This is a genomic window from Aquabacterium sp. TM01, from assembly GCF_057808345.1.
The window spans coordinates 1,247,069-1,263,172 of the sequence record NZ_AP046529.1 but is presented as its reverse complement, the minus strand read 5'-3'; the positions used below and the strand labels follow the sequence as shown (position 1 = coordinate 1,263,172).

12 protein-coding genes are annotated in these 16,104 nt (G+C 60.4%); 4 read left to right on the top strand and 8 right to left on the bottom strand.

Translation table 11 applies throughout. From position 1 onward, the window contains the following. The first annotated feature begins 7 nt into the window (after window positions 1-7). Both AC3WW4_RS05845 and galU read left to right on the top strand, forming a co-directional pair. On the top strand, window positions 8-2,854 hold the full coding sequence (locus AC3WW4_RS05845) for a valine--tRNA ligase (RefSeq protein WP_488827437.1): 2,847 nt from the start codon (window positions 8-10) through the stop codon (window positions 2,852-2,854). Between the two features lie 49 nt (window positions 2,855-2,903). Then, window positions 2,904-3,773 carry a UTP--glucose-1-phosphate uridylyltransferase GalU gene (gene galU, locus AC3WW4_RS05840; protein ID WP_488827436.1) on the top strand — a complete coding sequence of 290 codons (870 nt, stop codon included), beginning with the start codon at window positions 2,904-2,906 and terminating at the stop codon, window positions 3,771-3,773. A gap of 84 nt (window positions 3,774-3,857) precedes the next feature. Here the strand turns inward: galU and AC3WW4_RS05835 are convergent, their stop codons facing one another. The 7 genes from AC3WW4_RS05835 to AC3WW4_RS05805 are packed head-to-tail and all read right to left on the bottom strand — an operon-like array spanning window position 3,858 to window position 11,542. Next, entirely contained in the window at window positions 3,858-4,424 is a 567-nt protein-coding gene (locus AC3WW4_RS05835) for a shikimate kinase (RefSeq protein WP_488827435.1), read from the bottom strand. A gap of 6 nt (window positions 4,425-4,430) precedes the next feature. Beyond that, a complete protein-coding gene (locus tag AC3WW4_RS05830) occupies window positions 4,431-6,398 on the bottom strand; it encodes a beta strand repeat-containing protein (protein ID WP_488827434.1) in 1,968 nt (655 codons plus the stop codon). Window positions 6,399-6,435: 37 nt separating this feature from the next. Further along, window positions 6,436-8,586 (bottom strand): type IV pilus secretin PilQ, encoded by a 2,151-nt coding sequence (locus AC3WW4_RS05825; RefSeq protein ID WP_488827433.1) that lies wholly within the window; start codon window positions 8,584-8,586, stop codon window positions 6,436-6,438. Window positions 8,587-8,609: 23 nt separating this feature from the next. Next, entirely contained in the window at window positions 8,610-9,143 is a 534-nt protein-coding gene (locus AC3WW4_RS05820) for a pilus assembly protein PilP (protein WP_488829695.1), read from the bottom strand. Continuing rightward, a complete protein-coding gene (locus tag AC3WW4_RS05815) occupies window positions 9,143-9,820 on the bottom strand; it encodes a type IV pilus inner membrane component PilO (protein ID WP_488827432.1) in 678 nt (225 codons plus the stop codon). The genes AC3WW4_RS05820 and AC3WW4_RS05815 overlap by 1 nt, the downstream gene beginning before the upstream one ends. A gap of 10 nt (window positions 9,821-9,830) precedes the next feature. After that, on the bottom strand, window positions 9,831-10,466 hold the full coding sequence (locus AC3WW4_RS05810; RefSeq protein WP_488827431.1) for a PilN domain-containing protein: 636 nt from the start codon (window positions 10,464-10,466) through the stop codon (window positions 9,831-9,833). After that, window positions 10,463-11,542, bottom strand: coding sequence for a pilus assembly protein PilM (locus AC3WW4_RS05805; RefSeq protein WP_488827430.1), 1,080 nt, complete (start codon window positions 11,540-11,542; stop codon window positions 10,463-10,465). The genes AC3WW4_RS05810 and AC3WW4_RS05805 overlap by 4 nt, the downstream gene beginning before the upstream one ends. Window positions 11,543-11,786: 244 nt before the next feature. On the opposite strand from AC3WW4_RS05805, the gene AC3WW4_RS05800 reads away from it, so the two are divergent. Then, window positions 11,787-14,189 carry a penicillin-binding protein 1A gene (locus tag AC3WW4_RS05800; protein ID WP_488827429.1) on the top strand — a complete coding sequence of 801 codons (2,403 nt, stop codon included), beginning with the start codon at window positions 11,787-11,789 and terminating at the stop codon, window positions 14,187-14,189. Window positions 14,190-14,228: 39 nt separating this feature from the next. Here AC3WW4_RS05800 and cyaY read toward each other — a convergent pair whose 3' ends face one another. Next, window positions 14,229-14,582 carry an iron donor protein CyaY gene (gene cyaY, locus AC3WW4_RS05795; protein WP_488827428.1) on the bottom strand — a complete coding sequence of 118 codons (354 nt, stop codon included), beginning with the start codon at window positions 14,580-14,582 and terminating at the stop codon, window positions 14,229-14,231. A 175-nt stretch (window positions 14,583-14,757) separates the two neighbouring features. On the opposite strand from cyaY, the gene lysA reads away from it, so the two are divergent. Then, complete coding sequence (gene lysA / locus AC3WW4_RS05790) at window positions 14,758-16,029, top strand: diaminopimelate decarboxylase (RefSeq protein ID WP_488827427.1); 1,272 nt, start codon at window positions 14,758-14,760, stop codon at window positions 16,027-16,029. Window positions 16,030-16,104 lie beyond the last annotated feature (75 nt).

The following is a 16,104-nucleotide window of genomic DNA, read 5'->3' as shown; positions in this document are numbered from 1 at the left end:
CCACACCATGACCGAACTCGCCAAATCTTTCGATCCCGCTCCCATTGAAGCCAAATATGGTCCCCAGTGGGAACAGCGCGGCCTGTACAAGCCCACGCTCGACGAGTCCAAGCCCTCCTTCTGCGTCCAGCTGCCGCCTCCCAACGTGACCGGCACGCTGCACATGGGCCACGCCTTCAACCAGACCATCATGGACTCGTTGACGCGCTACCACCGCATGAAGGGCCACAACACCTTGTGGATCCCGGGCACTGACCACGCCGGCATCGCCACCCAGATCGTGGTGGAGCGCCAGCTGCAGGAAAAGGGCCAGAATCGCCACGACCTGGGCCGCAAGAACTTCGTCGCCAAGATCTGGGAATGGAAGGAGCAATCGGGCTCGACTATCACGCAACAGATGCGCCGCATGGGTGACTCGGTCTCGTGGGAGCACGAGTACTTCACCATGGACGACAAGCTGTCCAAGGTCGTGAGCGACACCTTCGTCAAACTGTACGAAGAAGGCCTGATCTACCGCGGCAAGCGCCTGGTCAGCTGGGACCCGATCCTCAAATCCGCCGTGTCAGACCTCGAAGTCGAAAGCGAGGAAGAAGACGGCTCGATGTGGCACATCCGCTATCCGATCGATGGCAGCGATGAGACCCTGGTCGTGGCCACCACCCGTCCGGAAACCATGCTGGGCGACACCGCCGTCATGGTCCACCCCGAAGACGAGCGCTACACCCACCTGATCGGCAAACTGGTCAAGCTGCCCATCACCGGCCGCCTCGTGCCCGTGATCGCCGACGAACACGTCGAGAAGGACTTCGGCACCGGCGTCGTCAAGGTCACCCCGGCCCACGACACCAACGACTACCAGGTCGGCCAGCGTCACAGCCTGCCGATGATCACCATCTTCACGCTCGATGCGCAGGTGGTGTCGCACCTGGAAGAGATCCCCGAGGCCTATCGCGGCCTGGACCGCTTTGTGGCCCGCAAGGCCCTGGTGGCCCAACTGGAAGCCGAAGGCCTGCTGGTCGAAGTCAAGAAGCACAAGCTGATGGTGCCGCGCTGCGCCCGCACCGGCCAGATCATTGAGCCCATGCTGACCGACCAGTGGTTCGTCGCCATGACCAAGCCCGGCGCGCAGGGCAAGTCCATCGCCGAACAGGCCATTGAGGCCGTCGAATCGGGCGAGGTAAAGTTCGTCCCCGAAAACTGGGTCAACACCTACAACCAGTGGATGAAGAACATCCAGGACTGGTGCATCAGCCGCCAACTGTGGTGGGGCCATCAGATCCCGGCCTGGTACGGCAGCAACGGCGAAATCTTCGTCGCACGCAATGAAGACGAGGCCCGCATCCGCGCCAAGGCCGCCGGCTACGAGGGCGAGCTGACCCGCGACGAAGACGTGCTCGACACCTGGTACTCGTCCGCGCTGGTGCCCTTCTCCACCCTGGGCTGGCCTGACCAGACCAAGGAAATGGACCTGTTCCTGCCTTCGTCCGTGCTGGTCACCGGCTACGACATCATCTTCTTCTGGGTTGCCCGGATGATCATGATGACCAAGCACTTCACCGGCAAAGTGCCCTTCAAGCACGTGTACATCCACGGCCTGGTGCGCGATGCGCAAGGCCAGAAGATGTCCAAGTCCGAAGGCAATGTGCTCGACCCGGTCGACCTGATCGACGGCATCGAGTTGGCCCCGCTGCTGGACAAGCGCACCACCGGCCTGCGCAAGCCTGAGACGGCACCCAAGGTTCGCAAGAACACCGAAAAGGAATTCCCCGAAGGCATCCCCGGCTACGGGGCCGACGCGCTGCGCTTCACCTTTGCCGCACTCGCCAGCCTGGGCCGCAGCATCAACTTCGACTCCAAGCGCTGCGAGGGCTACCGCAACTTCTGCAACAAGCTGTGGAACGCCACCAAGTTCGTGCTGATGAACACCGAAGGCCAGGACTGCGGTCTGAACCTGGCCAAGGAACCCGGCCAGTGTGCCGCCACCGGTTACCTGGACTTCAGCCCGGCTGACCGCTGGATCGTGTCCGAACTGCAGCGCGTGGAAGCCGCGGTCGAACAAGGTTTCACCGAGTTCCGCCTGGACCACGTCGCCAACGCCATCTACCAGTTCGTGTGGGACGAGTACTGCGACTGGTACATCGAAATCGCCAAGGCCCAGTTGAACGCCGCCAAAGACAGCGGCAACGAGGCCCAAGCCCGCGCCACCCGCCGCACCCTGATCCGCGTGCTGGAAACCGTGCTGCGCCTGCTGCACCCCATCACCCCCTTCATCACCGAAGAGCTGTGGCAAGTGGTGGCCCCTGTGGCCGGCCGCAAGGCCGCCGACGCGGACGACACCATTGTGGTCGCGCCCTACCCTCAGGCCGACCTGAGCAAGGTCTGTGCTGAATCCGACGACTGGGTGGCCAAGCTCAAGGCCATTGTGGGTACCACCCGCAACCTGCGCAGCGAGATGAACCTCTCGCCGGCCGAGCGCATGCCGCTGCTGGTCACCGGTGACGATGCGTTCATCGCCAAGGCCGCCCCGGTGCTCAAGGCTCTGGGCAAGCTCAGCGAAGTCAAGCAACTGGACGAAGCCGCCTTCGCCGAAGCCACCGCCCTGGCCCCCGTGGCCGTGCAAGGTGATGCCCGCCTGGCTCTGCACGTCGAGATTGACGTGGCCGCCGAGAAAGAACGCTTGACCAAAGAAATTAAGCGCCTGGAAGGTGAGATTGCCAAGGCTCAGGCCAAGCTCGGTAACGAAAGCTTCGTGGCCCGCGCCCCGGCCGCCGTGGTGGAGCAAGAGAAGCAACGTATGGCTGACTTCGGCACCACGCTGGAGCGCGTGCAGCAGCAATTCAACCGCCTGGGTTGATCGCCGGCATGAACGGCATCCCACGAACAGCACACCAAGGATTCGATCTGTGAGCATCACGAAAGCCATCTTCCCGGTGGCGGGCCTGGGCACCCGTTTCCTGCCCGCGACCAAAGCACAGCCCAAAGAAATGCTGCCGGTAGTGGACAAGCCCCTGATCCAGTACGCCGTGGAAGAGGCTTATGACGCCGGTATCCGCGAAATGATCTTCGTGACCGGCCGCCACAAGCGTGCCATTGAAGACCACTTTGACACTGCGTTCGAGCTGGAATACGAGCTGGCACAAGCCGGCAAGAATGAGCTGCTGGAGTTGGTGCACTCCATCAAGCCCACTGACATGGAATGCGTGTTTGTGCGCCAGCCCAAGAGCCTGGGCCTGGGCCACGCCGTGCTCTGCGGCGAACGCCTCGTGCGCGGCGAGCCCTTTGCCGTGCTGCTGGCCGACGACCTGATGGTGGGCGAGACCAGCGTGCTCAAGCAGATGGTGAAGCAGTTTGAAGCCCTACAGGGCTCCATTCTTGCCGTGCAGGAAGTGCCTGCCGAGCACACCAAACGCTACGGCATCGTGGCCGGCCAGATGCAGAGCGATCGCGTCATGGAGGTCTCCCAGATTGTTGAGAAGCCCGCCCCTGAAGTGGCACCGTCCCGCCTGGGGGTGGCTGGCCGCTACATCCTCACGCCGGGCGTGTTCGAGCAGATCCGCCAACAGCCTCGCGGCGTGGGTAACGAAATCCAGCTGACCGACGGCATCGCTGGCCTGCTGCGTAGCGAGAAGGTATACGCGTACCGCTACGACGGCAAGCGTTACGACTGCGGCAGCAAGGAAGGCTTCCTGGAGGCCAATGTGGAACTGGCCTTGCAGCACCCGCAGGTGGGCGCTTGGTTCAAGCAGTATTTGCAGGGGTTAAGTCTGGCCTGAGCGCGCGTTGCTCTTACGCCAGAACTGAAAGCAAACAGGGGCCGATCTGGCCCCTGTTTCATGAACGACATACACCGACGTGCATCAGCCCGTCTTGGTGGGCACGCTGGCGGATGCCTGAATGCTTGGCGGCAACAAACCTGCGACCTCCAACTGCATCATGATCATGTTGACCAGTGTGGCAACCGAAGGCCGCCCCGTGTCCACGCTGTAGTGCGCCACCTCTTCATAGAGCGGGTGACGCTGTTCGTACAACTCGCGCAACTTGGCCTGCGGATCAGCCACCTGCAATAGCGGGCGCTGCGTGTCGTGACGCAGACGACGGTACAGCTCTTCGGGAGAAGAGCGCAGGTAAATCACCGTGGTGCGATCGTGCAGATGGGCTCGATTGGGGGGTCGCAACACAGCTCCGCCCCCCGTCGCAATGATCAGCGGCTCACCTTCATGGCGCGTCAGCTCATCAATGACGGCCTCTTCCCGGTCGCGGAAAGCAGATTCACCGTACATCTCAAAGAAGGAACGGATCGGCATGCCGATCCGCTCTTCGAGCAACGCATCGGAATCGACAAAGCGAGCGCCGATGCGTTTAGCCAGTTGCCGCCCGACGGTGGATTTACCACCGCCGGGGAGGCCGACGAGAGAGATGCTCATTCAAAATCAACCTGCCACCGCGCATGATGCCTTCTTGCCGAACGGGCTATTCAGCCCAGCAGGAGCCACATCCGAATTCCTAAAGTCCTCGGAGGAACCGGACACAGTGAAATTGGCGTCCTTCACCGACTCGGTGCCAGACACCACAGCGGTCGCCCTCAAGGTGACGTTGACCCAGGGTGCATAGCTCTCCGCGTAATCAATGTAAATGGTGGCCCGGCCATTGACATCGGTGGTCACAGAACCGCTACCTGCCGCCAACGCGATCACATTACCTGGCTCCAAGACATTATTATTGTTGGCGTCCTCATCACTAGGGGGGGCGTTATCCAACGTGCCATTGAAGTTGGCGTCTTCGTTATCACACCACAAGCGCTTACCAGATGGCACATCCAAAGTAGGACTTACTACTGTAGTGTCGCTGACAGTCCAGGGCGCACTAAATGTAAAACCGCCTGCCCCATCAGGTGTCGCTGATAGGCTCATCGAGCCCTTGCCGTACTTCATTGGCAGCAATCGAAGCGTCAAGTTAACCCCAGACACGGCCACACCGTTTGCATCGGTCACGGACACAGACCATGCTTTACGGTAAGTCTGTTCGTCAAGGTTGGTAATCACATTACCCGTTCCCAACGCGATGAACAGTGCCTTTTCGCTCACCGTCAAATCAGCTGTTCCGGTGGCTGCTGGTGTATCTGCAACGGTGGCACTGAGCTTCACGCCATTACTGGCCGTTGACAAAGCGCCGGAAATATATTTCACCGAAGCTTCGCCATTCGCATCGGTGGTTGCCGAGGCGGCACTCAGGTTTCCGTTGCTAGGATCGGCCGTACGAGAGAAATTGACAACCTTGTTGGCAACCGGATTACCTTGCGCATCCCTCACTCGTGCCAAGACCGTCGCCTGTTGCGTTGTGCTACCAGCTTGGTTGGCTCCAATCGCAGAAGGTGATACTTGCAACACCAAACTGGAAGGATTCACTGCCACGAAAGAAACCGGCAAGGTAATGGTCCCTACACCGGCGATCGTGGCACTCACGCTGGCTGAACCCGCAAAAGTTGAGGAAATATCAACCGACGCTTCACCGCTCGCATTCGTGACCGCCGACCCGGCAGTCAAGGTACCACCAGTCGTTGCAAAGCTGACCGTTCTGCCGATTTGAGCAACAGTATTCAAGCGATAACGAACCGTCAATTGCTGGCTGGCGCTGACAGTTACCTGCTGATTAGCCGCCGGGCTGACAAACACGAAATCCTCGCCGCTGATGGACAAATTCGCCGTCACGGTCGTGCCAAGTGCAGAAAAAATCAGTGCGTCTACCCCCGCATTAGCCGGTGTGTAACTGAAGGTCGCCACGCCATTGCCGTCTGTAGTTGCTGTCCGCGCTGCAAACTGATTGTTCACCTGGCTTGCAGAAACTGTGACCGTTGAATTGGAAATTGCCGCACCCTTGGCGTCCTTCAACAATACTTTCAGGGTTGTTGGCGACGTGCTGACGCTCAACGATGTCGCCCCTGAGTACGCCAAGCTTGTTCCGGCCACTTGAACTGCGACTGAACTTGAAACTGCGCCCGACGTTGCAGTCACGGTGATCGTGCGGTTGCTTTTGTCAGCCGTCGATGTACCCGGCGTCAAAGTGGCAGTCACAACGCCAGCATCATTAGAAGTCGCAGCGGAAACAACGAGGGTACCCGATGACGCAGTTACCGTCACAGGTGCACCGGACAGCACAACACTACCCGCCTTTTTCACCAACACCGTGATAACCGCACTATCTCCGGCACCGGAATCAAGCTGCAACTTGCTAGACGTTACATCTATGGCCGCTGCAACTGACTCCGAGCCAGCATCACCCGTACCAGTAGCGCCACCGCCCGGCTTAAACGGGGATGTCCCCGCATCACTTCCACCGCCACCGCAAGCTGCCAACAAGCCGACAGAGGCAATCGAAACCAACCAATTCTTCCAATTCATAATTTCCCCCTGATCGGGTTATCCCAATACTTCTCTGTTAGCGCAAAGCGCCCTTTTCCGTGATCACCTTCGGTGTCAGGAAAATCAGCAACTCCGAGCGCTCCGATGTCTTTGAGCGTGTCTTGAACAAGTTACCCAGCACAGGGATGTCACCCAGCAAGGGTACTTGCGACTTGTTCTCGGTTTCGCTCTGCATGTAAATACCGCCAATCACCACCGTGCCGCCGTTCTCGACCAACACCTGTGTTTGCACATGTTTGGTGTCGATGGCATACCCCGCCGTCGTGATACGCCCCACGCTGTCCTTGTTGACGTCCACATCCAGAATGATGCTGCCTTCAGGCGTGATTTGGGGGGTCACTTCCAGCTTCATGCTGGCTTTGCGGAAAGCGATCGATGTAGCGCCGCTGGAAGTCGCGGTCTGGTAAGGCAACTCCGTGCCCTGCTCGATCAAAGCCTTAACCTGGTCAGCCGTGATCACACGCGGGCTGGACACGATCTTGCCCTTGCCTTCAGCCTCCAACGCAGACAGCTCCAGGTTCAGGAATCGGTTGGAGTTGGCGCCAAACAGCGACAGCGCCACCGAGGCCGGGTTGATCCCATTGATGCCCGCCGACGGCATGTTCACAAAATAGGTGTTCGGGGTGTAGCTACCATCCGTCGCTTTCGCCTGGAGAGTTTGTTCCCCCACCCCTTGATAGGTACCTGTCAGCGCCACGCGGTTATCGCCACCCACACCATAGCCCGGCACGCCACCACGCACGCCACGCATGTCCAAGGCACCCAGCTTGACGCCCAAGTTGCGGCCAAACGTGTCCGTGGCTTCCACGATGCGTGCCTCGATCAGCACCTGCCGCATCGGAATGTCGATCTTCGAGATCATTTGCTGGATTTCTTCCAGCTTGGACGGAATGTCCGTCACAAAGATCTGGTTCGTGCGCTGCTCATGGAACACACTGCCGCGCGGCGAAATCGTCTTCGTGTTGGAGCCGCTACCACCCGAGCCAGAATCACCCGTCAAACGCTTGGCGATTTCTTCCGCTTTCGCGTAATTCAGCTGGAAAGCCTGTGTGCGCAATGGCTCCAGATCCTGGATCTGCTTCTTGGCTTCGAGGTCGAGCTTTTCCTTCGTGTAGATCTCATCCTTGGGCGCAATCCACAGCACATTGCCGGTCTTGCGCACGCCCAGGCCCTTGGCCTGCATGATGATGTCCAGCGCCTGATCCCAAGGCACATCCTTGAGGCGCAGCGTGACTGTACCGGTCACGGTGTCACTGGTCACCACGTTGAAGTTGGTGAAGTCAGCGATGACCTGCAGCAGCGCGCGAACTTCGATGTTCTGGAAGTTGAGCGAAAGCTTTTCGCCCGCGTAACCCGGTCCCGGGGTCAGCTTGTTGGGCTCGGCCTTGCGGGCGCGCACCTCCAGCACAAACTGGTTATCGCTCTGGTAAGCGGAATGCTCCCAGTCACCCTTGGGCTTGACCGTCAGCTTGACACGATCGCCGACCTGTTCTGCCGTCATGTTTTGCACCGGTGTCCCGAAGTCGGTCACATCAAAGCGGCGGCGCAGACGCTCCGGCAAGGTCGTGCGCATGAATTCGACGACCAGACCTTGACCTTGCTGCTTGATGTCGACGCCTACCTGGCTGTTGGGCAGATCAATGACCACACGCCCCGCACCATCCTGACCACGACGGAAGTCGATGTCCTTCAGTGCGAGCGGGTTGACGTTCTTGCTCTCGGCAAAGTGCACTACCTCGCTGGAGCCGACACGGGTGGTACCGGCTGCCTGGGGTGCATTGCCGGTGACCGCAGGGGCCAAGCTCAGTAACAAGGTCTTGCCTTGGAGACTGGCGGTATAGGTCGTGGCCTGGCGCAGGTTCAGTACCAGACGGGTCCGTTCACCGGCTTGCGCCACGTTCACGGTTCGCACATTACCCTGGTTGATCTCCACGACACTGCGCTCCAGCTCGCTGCCGACGCCCGGCAGATCGATGGCAATGCGGGGCGGCGTTTGCACGATGAAGCCCGCCGGCAAGGCAGCCAGCGGCTCGGACAACTCGATGCGTACCACATCGGTTCCCGCCTGCTGGGTGCTGGTGATGGCCTGAATGGCCGCAGCCGCCCAGGTCAAGGGTGAGACCAAAGCCAAGGACAGGCCAGCCATCGCAACGCGCCACGGTTTCATATTCATAGTCTCCAGCTTCGTCTTCATCGTCCACCCTCCTGCAACTGCAGGGTGGTGGGACGTTCAATCCACTCGCCTGCGGCGTCCTGCACAATTTCTCGCAACGTGATCTCGGTTTCGGTGATCGCCAAGATCTTCCCGTAGTTCTGACCGAGGTAGTCGCCCACCTTCACCTGGTACAACAGGTCATCCACCTTCAGCAGCGCATAGGGCGCGCCTTTGCGGTTGACACTGCCCACCATGCTCATGGCGTCCAGCGGGAAGGCCTCCAGCGGCTCCTTGCGGCGATTCAGCTCGGCCGATACCGCAGAGTTGGGCTGTGTGGCTTCGTTCTTGAGTGCCCCAGTCAGCTTGCTCTGGCTGAAGGGCTCTTCAGAGTCCATGCCGACATAGGCCTGCGGGTGGAACTTTTGCGGCTCGGTCAGCGGCTGAATGTTGGGCTTGACCTCTTGCCGCTGCTGGTCCATCCAGGCTTGCAGCTCATCGTGCTGCCCACCGCAAGCGGTCAGGCTCAGCACAGCCAACAAGGCCAGCAACTTGTGTTGGGGTTGACGCATCATTTGCCCCCCGCCTTCTTGTTCTTGTCGGCCCGTGCCGCCTCGATCTCGGTGGGGTCGAGGTAACGGTAGGTGCGAGCGGTCGCCTCCATGTACAAGGCACCCGTGCTGTCTTTGCCCGTGGCGCTGGCAATGTTGAGGTTGTGCAACGTCACGATGCGGGACAGGTTGGCAATGTCACCCGTGAACGCGCCGATGTCGTGGTAGCGACCCGTCACGCGGATGGCGATGGGCAGCTCGGCGTAGTATTCCTTGACGTCAACCTGACCGGGACGGAACAGGTCGAAGTCAAGCCCACGCCCCAGGCCCGCCTGGTTGATGTCCGACAACAGCGCGGCCATTTCAGCTTTGCCTGGCAGCTGCTTTTCGAGCTGCTTGACGTATTCGCCCACTTGAATGAGTTGCTTGCGCAGCTCGCCCAGGTTGACAGCCTGGACCACCTTGCCGCGGTAGTCGTTCTTGAGTTGGACCTCTTTGTCGCGCTCCGCCTGCAACTCGTCTGCCTGCGAAGACAGCAACAGATACCAGCCCAGAAAGATCACAAAGCCGGCAGCAGCAAGGAACGCCACAATTTTGGGCAGCAGCGGCCACTGCCCCGGCTCGTTGGGGTTGAGGCCTCGGAACTGCTCCTGGGCCTTTTCAAACCACTCGTTCAAATCAATATTTGGATTTGCCATATTGCGCACCTCAGGACGGTTTGGCCGCGGAGGCAGCTGGCTGCACAGCGCTGGCAGCAGAGGCCGCAGCCGCGGACACATCTGCGGGTCGCTTCAAGCTGATGCGCACCGAGAAGTCAAACAGCCGTTTGGCATCGCGCGGGTCTTTCCCTGCGCGCACCGACGCCTTGATTTCCTGCAATTCCGGACGCTCCAGCCATTCGGAATGGTTGCTGGTGTTGCGCAAGAACTCTGACACGCGCTCGTTCGACTGCGCTGTCCCGGCAACCATGACCGACTGACCATCCTGCTTGACGGACGTCAGGTAGATGCCCTCAGGCGTCTGCTTGACCAGTTCGTTGAGCAGGTAGACGGGCATGTTCCGATCGGTCTGCAGGTCTTCCACGGCGCGTTGGCGAGCCTTGAGGGACTCGATCTCGGCCTTGAGCGATGAAACGTCCTTGATCTCATCGTCGAGCTTGCGATTGGCCTCAGCCAGAAAATCATTGCGCGCCTGCTGGCCGCTGATCATCTGTTGCTGGAAGGCGTACCACAGACCCACCACTACAGCCCCGATGGCCACAGAAGCGCCCAAGCCCGCAAAAAATGCCTGCTTACGCAGTTGCCGCTTTTCCTCACGGTGAGGCAAAAGGTTGATCAGAATCATGCGAGAAACCTCCGCATGGCCAAGCCACAAGCGGTGAGGTAAGAAGGCGCTTCGCGGCGCAGCTTGCTTTCACGCACAGCCGAGCCGAGTTTCATGCCCTCGAACGGATTGACAACCATGGAGGCAAACCCGGTGAGTTCCGTGACCCGGTCTTTGAGCCCCGGCAAACCGGCCGTTCCGCCAGCCAGCATGACGTAATGCACTTTGTGATGCGGCGTGCTGGTGAAAAAATACTGCAAGGCCCGTCCGATTTCCTGAGACAGGCTGTCAACAAACGGCCCGAGGATGGTGGATGGATAGTCTTCCGGCAGATCACCCGAGAGTTTCTTGGCCTCGGCCTCCTCGAAAGAGAAGCCATATTGCCGCGAGATCAGTTGCGTGAGCTGAGAGCCGCCAAAAGCCTGGTCCCGGTCGTAGAGCAACTCCTCGTCGCGCAAGACTTTCAGGCTGGTGTTCTCCGCGCCGATCTCGAACAAGGCAATCAAGGCATCCTTGCCCTCGCCAGGCAAGGCGCTCACGATGCGCTGCATGGCCAGTCGAGACGCATAGGACTCGATGTCGAGCACGGCAGGCTTGAGTCCCGCCGCTTCAGCCAAGGCCTGACGGTCCTGAACGCGGTCCTTGCGCGATGCCGCAATCAGCACCTCGACGTCACCGGCCGAGGTGGGGCTGGGGCCCACGACACAAAAATCGAGGCTGACTTCGTCCAGAGAGAACGGAATGTACTGGTTGGCCTCGGCCTCCACCTGCATTTCCATTTCCTCTTCGCGCAGGCCGGCCGGCAGCATGATCCGTTTGGTGATCACGGCCGACTGCGGCATGGCCATGGCGACCTGCTTGGTGCGTGAGCCACTTTTGGCCACCACCTTGCGGACGGCATCTGCCACCTCGTCGAACTTTTCGATCTGACCGTCAGCAATCCAGCCTTTTTCAAAAGACTCTGATGCAAACCGATCCAGAATGAATTCGCCAGACCCAGCCTGGCTCAACTCGACCAGCTTCACGCCTGATGAACTGATGTCCAGCCCAATCATTGCCTGATGCTTGCGGCCTAGGAGCGTATCAAGAAAGCTCACACCGTCCCCCACGCGCCCATCAAAGACGCTGGAAAGTTAATAAACCACTTCAATGCTATCAGCAAAGGATTTGAAACAGAGGGGATAGTTGCCCTGAGTAATCCCCAATCCGTTGCGCCCTGCACACGCCTTACAAGCGGTTTCAATCAGCGAATGACTTGGCGCAACCCTGATGTCACACCTCAGGACCGGTCTCGCGAAGGCAGCAACTTCCTATAATGCCCTTGCATTCAAGCATGACCCAATGAGCACATCAGCGCACTCCAGCAACGTCGATCCGACCCCGGACAAGGCCCCCCCCCTAAAAAAAGCCTGGTGGCGTCGCTGGATCCTGACCCCTCTTCTGACCTTGCTCGGCCTGGGTGTAGCAGGGGTGCTGTCGGTGATCCTGCTGGTGGCCGTGGGCCTATGCGTCGCCTACCCCAACCTCCCGGAGGTGCACGGCCTGGCCGTCTATCAGCCGAAGATGCCGCTGCGGGTGTACGCCAGCAACGGAACCTTGATTGGAGAGTTTGGCGAGGAGAAGCGGCATTTTCTGCCGATCGCGGAGATCCCCAAGGTCATGCGCGACGCCGTGCTTGCCATTGAGGATGCACGCTTTTATCAGCACGGCGGCGTGGACTATCTGGGCGTGTTGCGCGCTGGCTTGGCTAATTTTGGAGAATCTCGAAGCCAGGGAGCGTCGACGATCACGATGCAGGTGGCACGTAATTTCTATCTGCCTACCGAGAAGACCTTTACCCGCAAGATTTACGAGATCTTGCTGGCCATGAAGATCGAAAGCAAGTTGAGCAAGGATCAGATCCTGGAGCTCTACATGAACCAGATCTTTCTGGGTCAGCGGGCCTATGGGTTTGCCGCAGCCTGTGATATTTACTTCGGCAAGCCCCTCAAGGACATCAGCGTGGCGGAAGCGGCCATGCTGGCCGGATTACCCAAGGCGCCTTCCGCCTACAACCCGGTACGCAACCCTCGCCGCGCGACGATTCGCCAGCAGCACATCATCGACCGGATGTACGAGAACCGCTTCATCACGGCCGAGCAACGAGATGAGGCCAAGGCGGAACAACTCCGTTATCGGACCAAGGCGCCGATTCCGCCCTATGCAGAATACGTGGCAGAAGCCGCACGAAGCTTGATGCACGAACAGTACGGTGCCGATGCCTACACGCGCGGCCTGCAGGTGTACACCTCAATGGACCTGGACGAGCAGGCCGTCGCGACCAAGGCACTGCGCAAAGGGCTGCTTGATTTTGACCGCCGGCAAGCCTGGCGCGGCCCCGAAGCCTACATTGAACTCCCCACCGACCCGAAGCAGGTGGACATCATGATTGCCGAGGCCCTGGAGGACCACCCGGACAGCGACACCTTGCGCGCAGCCGTGGTAACGCAGGCCGCCCCCGGGCGCGTGCTGGCCTCCCTGCAATCGGGCGAACAACTCGACATCGGACCAGATGGACTGAAGGCCGTAGGCAAGGCGCTGACCGATCAGGCGAGCCCCAAGCATCAGATTCGTCGCGGCGCCGTGATCCGTGTCGAGCAAGGCAGCGATGGCAAATGGGCCGTGCGGCAACTGCCTGAGGTGGAGGGTGCTTTTGTCTCCATGGACCCACGCACTGGCCTGATCCGCGCCATGGTGGGGGGATTCGATTTCGAGCGCAACAAATTCAATCACGTGACACAGGCATGGCGCCAGCCCGGCTCCAGCTTCAAGCCCTTCATTTACTCCGCGGCATTGGAAAAGGGCTTCACACCCGCCACCGTGGTCAATGATGCGCCGCTGTTCTACAACTCCGGCAGCACTGGCAGCCGAGCCTGGGAGCCAAAAAACTACGACGGCAAGTTCGAAGGCCCCATGACACTGCGCCGCGCGTTGGCCAAGTCAAAGAACATGGTCTCGATCCGCGTGCTGGAGTCTGTGGGCACCCACTATGCACAGAACTGGCTGACCAACTTCGGATTTGACGCCGCCAAGCACCTGCCCTACTTGCCAATGGCCTTGGGCGCCGGGTCAGTGACGCCGCTGCAGATGGCCGATGGCTTCGCTGTGTTTGCCAACGGTGGCTACCGCGTGAACCCGACGCTCGTGCTCAAAGTCACCGACGGCCGTGGTCACGTGCTGGCGCAGTACCGCCCCAATGTGCTGGACGAGAGCATGCGCGGCATCAACGCACGCAATGCCTTTGTCATGAACAGCTTGTTGCAGGAAGTGACGCGAACGGGCACCGCCGCGCGCGCGCAGGCCACCCTCAAGCGTCCCGACCTGTACGGTAAGACGGGCACCACCAATGATTCGATGGATGCCTGGTTTGCCGGCTACCACCCCAGTCTGGTAGCCGTGGTGTGGATTGGCTACGACCAACCACGCAAGCTAGGCGACCGCGAAACCGGGGGGGGGCTGGCTTTGCCGGTGTGGATCGACTACATGGCCACCGCGCTGCGCAACACCCCGGTGACGGAACTGAGCCCGCCGGAAGGCGTGGTCAACATCGGGGGCGAATGGTTCTACGAGGAGTACACCCGCAGCAGCGGGGTACGCGATGTGGGCCTGCAGAACCCAGAGACAGAAGCAGGTGCACCGTCCGCCCCGTCGGCATCCGAAAAGAGCGACATCCTCGATATGTTTGGCAAACCGAAGGGTGAGTAAGGCCCCTACCAGGACCAAGCTCTCGCCAGCCGCCTCCAGTCAGAAGGACAGGCCAGGCTTGCTTTGCTCGCTGGCGCAGGCTGACAGCAGCGCAAAAAATTCGTCACCGCTGCGGGTGTCACGCCAGAGACCTTCACCATCCAGCCGGAAATGGAAGCCCCCACGGCGCGCCGCTAGCCACAACTCATGCAGCGGCGGTTGCGCGTTGACGATCAACTGCGAGCGATTGGGCAGCGTCATCGTCAACATGCCGCCGGTGCGGGCCGTGTCGATGTCGACCACATCCTCTTCCAGCCACCGATCCACCGTGGACTCAATGCGAGACAGGGCCGCCCGGATGGCTGCGTCGTACTGTGCGTCGCTCAGTCCGTAGGGAGAATCGGGGAGAGACATGTCGGCTTCCTTAGAATGTGGAAATGAAAAGCAAGACACAAATTTTACGAGGCGCACTGGCCATCGCCAGCCTTTCGTTCATGACCCTGCTGACGACAGGCTGCGGCATGAAGGGCGGCTTGTACCTTCCCGCCCCTGCTGCCAGCGCCCCCCAACCCCCTACCGCCCCCTCCAAATGACACTCCCCGGCTCCCCGTTTCTGGCCTATCGCGGCCAGGACTTGTTCATGGATGACCTCTCGCTGCACGATCTCGCACGCGAGCATGGCACCCCGCTGTATGTGTACTCGCGCCGCGCCATGCTGGCTGCACTGGCCCCTTACCAGAAGGCGCTGCAGGGCCGTCAGCATCTGGTGTGCTTCGCCGTGAAGTCCAATTCCAATCTGGCCGTGTTGCAGACGTTTGCTCAGGCCGGCTGCGGGTTTGACATCGTGTCCGGCGGCGAGCTGGAGCGCGTCCTCGCCGCGGGTGGCGATGCGGGCAAGGTGGTGTTTTCGGGCGTAGGCAAGACGCGCCGCGAGATGAAGCAGGCCCTGGAAGCCGGCGTACGCTGCTTCAACGTGGAAAGCACGGCCGAACTGGAAGTGCTGTCGGACGTGGCCACGCAGGTGGGCCGCACCGCTCGGGTCAGCCTGCGCGTGAACCCGGACGTTGATGCGGGCACGCACCCCTATATCTCGACCGGGCTGAAGGGCAACAAGTTCGGCGTGGCCCATGAAGTGACGTTGGCCACTTACCAGCGTGCCGCCCAACTGCCGGGCATCGAGGTGGTGGGCATTGACTGCCATATCGGGTCACAGATCACGGAGATCGCGCCCTACCTGGATGCGCTGGACCGCGTGCTGGACCTCGTTGAGGCGATTGAGGCCGCAGGGGTCACCCTCCACCATCTGGATCTGGGTGGTGGCCTGGGCATCACCTACACCGACGAAACACCGCCTGCGGCTGACGTGCTGATCGCCCAATTGCTGACCAAGATCGATGCCCGCGGGCATGGTCACCGCGAGATCGTGTTTGAGCCCGGCCGCTCCCTGGTGGGCAATGCGGGCGTGCTGCTGACGGAAGTGATGTTCCTCAAACCCGGTGAGCAAAAGAACTTCTGCGTGGTGGACGCCGCCATGAACGATCTGATGCGCCCCGCACTGTATGAGGCCTACATGGGCATCGTGAATACGCAGCAGCGCGAGGGTGCCACCGAGGTGTGGGATGTGGTGGGGCCTGTGTGTGAGTCAGGCGACTGGCTGGGGCGCGATCGACAACTGACGGTGCAGCCTGGGGATGTGCTGGCGGTTTTGTCAGCAGGCGCCTACGGCATGACGATGGCCAGCAACTACAACACCCGAGGCCGGGCGGCCGAGGTGATGGTGGATGGGTCGCAAGCGTGGGTGGTCCGTGAGCGTGAAGTACCCGCCGACCTGTTCAAGCACGAGCATTTGCTGCCGCGCTGAACCAGCGCGAGGGTTAACCCTTTATCCTGAACTTCAAACTACGTAAATATGTTGCCATATTAAGACGAAACGAGT